Annotated in this window: 6 protein-coding genes; 4 read left to right on the top strand and 2 right to left on the bottom strand. The window is 60.8% G+C overall.

The genetic code is table 11. The features are described from left to right. The first annotated feature begins 125 nt into the window (after positions 1-125). A complete protein-coding gene (locus KGA82_RS09740; RefSeq protein ID WP_223414365.1) occupies positions 126-1,304 on the top strand; it encodes an MFS transporter in 1,179 nt (392 codons plus the stop codon). Here the strand turns inward: KGA82_RS09740 and pssA are convergent. Next, the gene (gene pssA / locus KGA82_RS09735; protein WP_008038356.1) at positions 1,299-2,642 is read right to left on the bottom strand and encodes a CDP-diacylglycerol--serine O-phosphatidyltransferase; all 1,344 of its coding nucleotides are present in this window, start codon (positions 2,640-2,642) and stop codon (positions 1,299-1,301) included. The genes KGA82_RS09740 and pssA overlap by 6 nt on opposite strands. Positions 2,643-2,859: 217 nt before the next feature. Here pssA and KGA82_RS09730 point away from each other — a divergent pair, with 217 nt between their 5' ends. Both KGA82_RS09730 and KGA82_RS09725 read left to right on the top strand, forming a co-directional pair. Continuing rightward, complete coding sequence (locus KGA82_RS09730) at positions 2,860-3,423, top strand: TetR/AcrR family transcriptional regulator (RefSeq protein ID WP_192227246.1); 564 nt, start codon at positions 2,860-2,862, stop codon at positions 3,421-3,423. Positions 3,424-3,479: 56 nt separating this feature from the next. Next, on the top strand, positions 3,480-3,956 hold the full coding sequence (locus KGA82_RS09725; protein ID WP_008038345.1) for a DUF1348 family protein: 477 nt from the start codon (positions 3,480-3,482) through the stop codon (positions 3,954-3,956). 117 nt (positions 3,957-4,073) lie between these two features. Here KGA82_RS09725 and sfnG read toward each other — a convergent pair whose 3' ends face one another. Next, entirely contained in the window at positions 4,074-5,165 is a 1,092-nt protein-coding gene (sfnG, locus tag KGA82_RS09720) for a dimethylsulfone monooxygenase SfnG (RefSeq protein ID WP_223450244.1), read from the bottom strand. Between the two features lie 333 nt (positions 5,166-5,498). On the opposite strand from sfnG, the gene KGA82_RS09715 reads away from it, so the two are divergent. Further along, a complete protein-coding gene (locus KGA82_RS09715) occupies positions 5,499-6,737 on the top strand; it encodes an acyl-CoA dehydrogenase family protein (RefSeq protein WP_223450243.1) in 1,239 nt (412 codons plus the stop codon). Positions 6,738-6,919: the final 182 nt, after the last annotated feature.

Raw genomic sequence — 6,919 nt, 5'->3', positions numbered from 1 at the left:
CTCCTACAGAGGATCGCATACCTCTGTAGGAGCGAGGCTTGCCCGCGAAGGCATTTTCAGCCCCTACACATCCCCCTCCTGCTACCATCCCCCGCCAATAATAAAAGCTCACGGAAGACTCACCCATGTCCGCTTCAACCTTCGACCTGCGCCCGCTCATGGTCGCCAACATGGCCTGCACCATGGCAATGATGGCGTTCGTTTCTTTGATCGGGCCCATCGCCCGGGTGTTGGGCCTGGCCACCTGGCAGGCCGGTGCGGCGGTGACGGTGTCCGGGGTGATCTGGATGGTGCTGGCGCGTCCATGGGGTCAGGCCAGCGACCGCTTTGGACGACGGCGCATTCTGTTGCTCGGCACTGCGGGATTCACCCTCGCCTATTGGGCCTTGTGCCTGTTCATCGACACGTCTTTGCGATTCCTGCCTTCAGCGGCGCTGGCGTTTATCGGGCTGATGCTCGGACGCGGGCTGATCGGCGTGTTCTATGCGGCGATTCCGGTCGGCTGTAATGCGCTGATTGCCGACAACGTCGAGCCGCAACACCGCGCCAAAGCCATGGCCGCATTGGGCGCTGCCAACGCCTGCGGGCTGGTGATCGGCCCGGCGATAGCGGCGTTGCTGTCCCGATACAGCCTGAGCCTGCCCTTCTACGCCATGGCGTTTCTACCGCTGTTGGCGTTCCTCGTGCTGCGTTACAAGCTCAAGGCTCAGGAACTGCATTTGCGCCAGGCACCGCGCAAGGTGCACCTCAACGATCCACGGTTGCGCCGGCCCATGGCGGTCGCGTTCGTGGCGATGCTGTGCGTTTCTGTCGCGCAGATCACCGTCGGCTTCTTCGCCATCGATCGACTGGGCATGAGCCCGGCCGACGCCGCGCAAACGGCCGGTATCGCCCTGACCATGGTCGGCTTCGCGTTGATCTGTTCGCAGCTGGTTGTGCGTCGACTGGAATGGCCGCCGCTGCGCTTGATCCGGGTCGGCGCGATGGTCGCTGCGCTGGGGTTTTCCGGCAGCATCATGGTCGATTCGGCGTGGGGGTTGTGGCTGGGGTTCTTTGTCTCGGCGAGCGGCATGGGCCTGATTTTCCCGTCCTTCGCCGCGCTTGCCGCCAATGCGGTCGAGGCCTCGGAGCAAGGCGCGACCGCAGGCTCCATCGGCGCAGCCCAGGGGTTCGGCGTGGTGATCGGGCCGTTGACCGCCACGCTGATCTACGGCATCGAACCGCGTTTGCCGTATCTGGTGGCGGCTGCGCTGTTGCTGCTGGTGGCCCTGTGGCCAGGGCCCCGGCAGCGTCAGGCTTTATAGGATGCGATAGAGCAAGCGTTCAATGCGCACACGACTGACACGCTTGAGGAACTTGGCCACGCCCGCCGGGTAATCCGGCAGGGTTTGCAAGTCCTGATAACGCTCGATGCGCGTGGTGTGCTGGAAGATCTCCGCCAGCTCACTGCGACGCGGCTCCAGCAATTCACCTTTGGGGTCATCAATCAGTAGCGCGTTTTCCAGGTCGAGACGGAATGCGCGCGGATTGAGGTTGTTGCCGGTCAGCAAGGTGTAACGCTGATCGACCCACATGCCTTTAAGGTGATAGGTGTTATCGCCGTCCTTCCACAGGTGCAGGTTCAACTGACCGCTGTCGACGCTGCGATGATGACGCTTGGCGAAACGCCGCAGGCTGATCTCGTAGAGGTACGGCAACGCCGAGATCACCTTGAACGGCTCGCTCGGCGGGATGTAGAAGTCGTTGGCGGTTTTGTCGCCGACCACGATGTCGATTTTCACACCCCGGGCCAATGCCCGGTTGATCTCCCGGGTCACCGCCAACGGCAGGTTGAAGTACGGCGTGCAGATCGTCAGTTGATGCTGGGCACTGGCGATCAACTCGCAGATTACCCGGCTCAACGGGTTGTTCTTGCCGACCCCAAGCAATGGGCTGACCGACAAACCGTCTTTAACCGTGGTGCCCGTCGTGGTGTCGTACGCCGCATGTTTCAGGCGGCTGCGCAGGTCGCCGATGTCGTGGCGCAGGCTGCGGGTGGTCGGCAGGTTCGGCAAATCGAGGCGATGCACCGCTTTCGAAGCGACCAGGCCGTGCTGAACCAGGTGCTGCATCGAATCGGCCAGGGCGCCGTTGTGCAGCAGGTGATAACGGTCGTAGCGGTATTTGTCGAATTTGTGCAGATAAACGTTGTTCAGGCTCGCACCGCTGTAGATCACGCAGTCATCAATCACGAAGCCCTTCAAATGCAGCACGCCGAACAGCTCGCGGGTCTGCACCGGCACACCGTACACCGGGACCACGCTGGCATGGGTTCGGGTGGTTTCCTGATACCACGCCGAATTGCCCGGCTGTTTTCCGGCACCGATCAAGCCACGCTGGGCGCGCAGCCAGTCGACGACCACCACCACGTCCAGTTCCGGACGCGCCAGTTTGGCGGCGTGCAAGGCATCGAGAATTTCCTGGCCGGCTTCATCCTGTTGCAGGTACAGCGCGACGATATAGATGCGCCGGGTCGCCTGGGCAATTTTTTCCAACAGGCAACGACGGAATTCGGCAGCGCCAGAGAGGATGGTGACGGCATCGGCGGTCAGCGGAAAACTGCGCAGTTTGGGCAGCAGAGAGCGTTTGAAAAGCGACGGCATAGGGCTCGCAATGGGTCGAATCCGGAGAGGTTGAGAGCTTACACCATGGAGGGGTTTGGGTCTTGTTACGGTCTGTAATGGCCTCTTCGCGGGCAAGCCTCGCTCCTACGGTCAATCGTGCTCCCTTGTAGGAGCGAGGCTTGCCCGCGAAGGCGATTTCATGGTCGGCAAAAAATAATATTTGACCAAGGAGAACGATCGTTCTACTGTATGCCGCATGAACGAAATCACTAGCAACGACACACGCGACATCATTCTGGATGTCACCGAAAAGTTGATCTACAAAAGTGGCATCGCTGCCACGGGCATGGATCTTCTGGTGAAAACCGCCGGCGTCTCCAGAAAGAGCATCTACCGCTACTTCGCCAACAAGGAGGAGTTGACCGTCGCCGCCCTGCAACGCCGCGACGTGCGCTGGATGCTCTGGTACAGAAGTGCCGTTGACCAGGCCGAAACCCCGGCCGACCGGCTGCTCAACCTGTTTACCGTGCTCAAGGCCTGGTTTGCCTCCGAAGGCTTCCGTGGCTGCGCTTTCATCAACACCAGCGGTGAAACCGGCGACCCGCAAGACCCGGTCCGGCTGGTCGCCAAAGAACACAAACAGAAGCTGCTCGACTACGTGCGCGAGCTCTGCACCGAACATGGCGCAACCGACCCGGAGACGCTGGCCAAACAGCTGCTGATCCTGATCGATGGCGCCATTACCGTGGCGCTTGTCATGGGTGATCACAGTGCCGCCGATAATGCGCAATGCATGGCGCGAAAGTTATTGGACCTGTAACACTTTAAACAAGCCCGACAACTTGCTTGAACTTTAATATTATTGGGAGACTTTAAATGTCTAACGCCGAAGTTCGTCCGCCATTGCCGCCGTTTACCCGTGAATCGGCCATCGAAAAAGTTCGCCTGGCCGAAGATGGCTGGAACTCCCGTGATGCAGAGCGCGTGTCCCTGGCCTACACACTGGACACCAAATGGCGCAACCGCGCCGAATTCGCCTACAACCGTGAAGAAGCCAAAGGTTTCCTGACACGCAAATGGGCCAAGGAACTGGACTATCGACTGATCAAGGAACTCTGGGCGTTCACCGGCAACCGCATCGCCGTGCGCTACGCCTATGAATGGCACGACGACTCGGGCAACTGGTTCCGTTCCTACGGCAACGAAAACTGGGAGTTCGACGAGAACGGCCTGATGGCCAACCGGTTCGCCTGCATCAACGACATGCCGATCAAGGAAAGCGACCGCAAGTTCCACTGGCCGCTGGGGCGTCGCCCGGATGACCATCCAAGTTTGTCCGACCTGGGCTTGTAAACGCATATCCCCCTTGTAGGAGCCGGCTTGCTGGCGATGGCGTCATAACATTCAACGATGATGTTGATTGTGAAATCGCTATCGCCAGCAAGCCGGCTCCTACAGGTTTTGTGGTGGTCAGGCGACTTCGGCTTGTTTCACGCGGGCCTCGGCCTCCAGTTCCCGCACCAACGGCAGCACCCGCTTGCCGAAATACTCCACCTCTTCCTGAAAGTGCAAAAAACCCGCCAGCACCAAATCCACGCCCACCGCTTTCAACGCCACAATCCGCTCGGCAATTTGCCGGGGCGTGCCGATCAGGTTGGTCTTGAAGCCGTCGTTGTACTGCACCAGATCCTCGAACGTCGATTTGGCCCAATTACCCTCGCCTTCCGGTGATGCCCTGCCCGCCTGTTTCGCCGCATCGCCAAAGGCATTCACCGCTTCCGGATCAGCCTGATCGATGATCTGCGCCAGCACTGCGCGTGCTTCTTCTTCGGTGTCGCGGGCGATGACGAACGCGTTGACCCCGACCTTCACCGAGTGATTGTTCGCGGCGGCCTTGCTGCGGATATCGTCGACTTGCGCCTTGATGCCTTCCGGCGTGTTGCCGTTGGTGAAGTACCAGTCCGAAACTCGCGCCGCCATGTCCCGTGCTGCACGGGAGCTGCCGCCCTGGAAGATTTCCGGCTGGCCCAGCGGTTTCGGTTTGAGGCTGTAATTGTCGAAACGGTAGAAGTCACCGCGTAAGGTGAAGTTGTCCTGGCTCCAGATGCCTTTGAGCGAGCGAATGAATTCTTCGGAGCGGCGATAGCGCTCGTCGTGCTCCAGCCAGTGTTCGCCGATGGCCTGGAATTCACCCTTGAACCAACCACTGACGATGTTCACCGCGATGCGGCCGTTGGTCAGTTGATCGATGGTCGCCAGTTGCTTGGCCGCCAGCGCGGGTTGCCAGGGCCCGGGCAGGATCGCCGCGATGACTTTCAATGTAGTGGTGGCGGCGAGCAGTGCGTGGCTGAAGGCGACCGATTCATGCTGGTACTCGGCGCCGTAACCGGCGGTGAAGCGAATCTGCGTCAGGGCGTATTCGAACCCCGCCGCTTCGGCCAGTTGCGCCAGTTTGCGGTTGTAGTCGATGCCCCAGTGGGTGCGTTGTTCGATCTTGCTGACCACCAGCCCGCCGCTGACGTTCGGCACCCAGTAGGCAAATTTGACGGCTTGCTGACTCATTGACGTGTCCTCGGGACGTTAGGAAGTCCTGGGGTGAGAGCAGCAACCGTGCCAGTGCTTTCCAGAGCCAACCGCAGAACCCTGTGGGAGCGAGCCTGCTCGCGATGGCGGTGTGTCAGCCAACACATCTGTTGAATGTGCAACCGCCATCGCGAGCAGGCTCGCTCCCACATGGGTCTGGGTGTGTCAGGGCAATTTGCTGCGGCGCTGTTGGCCCAGCAACAGTTCAAGCTGAATCTGAATCCCTACGCCTCAGTAAATCCTGGCCGCCCCTCTCCGGCATGGACCATGCAATCCCCCTTGGCATCCACTGCCGATCCAAGGAGCTGTCCCATGACCGAACACCAGGTAATCAATCCGCTGTCCATTGGCACTGACTATGAAGCGCTGGCCGCAAGATTCCGCCCGATTTTCCAGCGCATCGCCGCCGGTGCCGTTGAGCGTGAACAGTCGCGCAGCCTGCCTTACGAGCCCATCCAGTGGCTGAAGGAAGCCGGTTTCGGCGCGGTGCGGGTGCCGGTGGAATATGGGGGTGGCGGCGCCTCCCTGCCGCAGCTGTTTGAGTTGCTGATCGAACTGGCCGAAGCCGATTCCAACGTGCCCCAGGCACTGCGCGGGCATTTCGCGTTTGCCGAGGACCGCTTGAACGCCACGCCAGGGCCGGCACGGGACCTGTGGTTCAAACGCTTTGTCGACGGCGACATTGTCGGCTGTGCCTGGACAGAAATCGGCAATGTGGCGATTGGCGACGTGATCACTAAAGTCTCGCCCAACGGCGACGGCTGGCGGCTCAACGGTGAAAAGTTCTACAGCACCGGCAGCCTGTTTTCCGACTGGATCGACGTCTACGCCCAGCGCAGTGATACCGGCGGCGATGTCATCGCAGCGGTGCGCACCCGACAACCGGGGATCGTGCAAAGCGATGACTGGGACGGTTTCGGTCAGCGCACCACGGGCAGCGGCACGTCGCGGTTTATCGACGCCGAGGTGGACGCCGAAAACGTCATCGACTTCGCCACCCGTTTCAAGTACCAGACGGCGTTCTATCAGCTCGTGTTGTTGGCCACGCTGGCCGGAATCGGTCGCGCCGCGTTGCGCGACGTGGCGCATCAGGTACGTGAGCGCAAACGTATTTACAGCCATGGCAATGCCCAGCGCGTCAGCGAGGATTCGCAAGTTCAACAAGTCGTCGGTGAAGTGGCTGCGCTGGTGTACGCCGCCGAAGCGAGCGCGTTGAAGGCTGCACAACCGGCGCAGCGGGCGTATCTGGCGCGGTTTTCGGGGGATGACGCGCTGGAGCGGGCGGCGAATGTTGCGGCGGAACTCGAATCGGCGAAAGCGCAGGTGGTGGTGTCGGAGCTGATTCAGCGGGCGACCACCGAGCTGTTCAATGCGCTGGGGGCTTCGGATGTGCGTCAGGGCAAGTCGCTGGACCGGCATTGGCGTAATGCGCGGACCGTGTCTTCGCACAATCCGGTGATCTACAAGGCGCGGATTGTCGGGGATTGGGAGATTAACGGGACTGAACCGCCGTTTGTGTGGCAGATCGGCAATGGGCCGGCCGCCAAGTGATGTAGCGCCTGCAAGTCAGTCTTCGCGGGCAAGCCTCGCTCCTACGGTTAAGCGCATTCCCCTGTAGGAGCGAGGCTTGCCCGCGAAGAGGCCACACCAGTCGCCGCAGAAGTTGGATATAGGTAAGATACCGGCCCTTCCCCGCAGCCCTTTGCTGCACCCCGCCGAATAAGCCCATTTCC

The sequence above is a fragment of the Pseudomonas sp. BF-RE-22 genome, assembly GCF_019956155.1.
GTDB lineage: Bacteria > Pseudomonadota > Gammaproteobacteria > Pseudomonadales > Pseudomonadaceae > Aquipseudomonas > Aquipseudomonas migulae.
The sequence above is the reverse complement of the archived record's forward strand: the minus strand, read 5'-3'. Positions and strand labels throughout refer to the sequence as shown.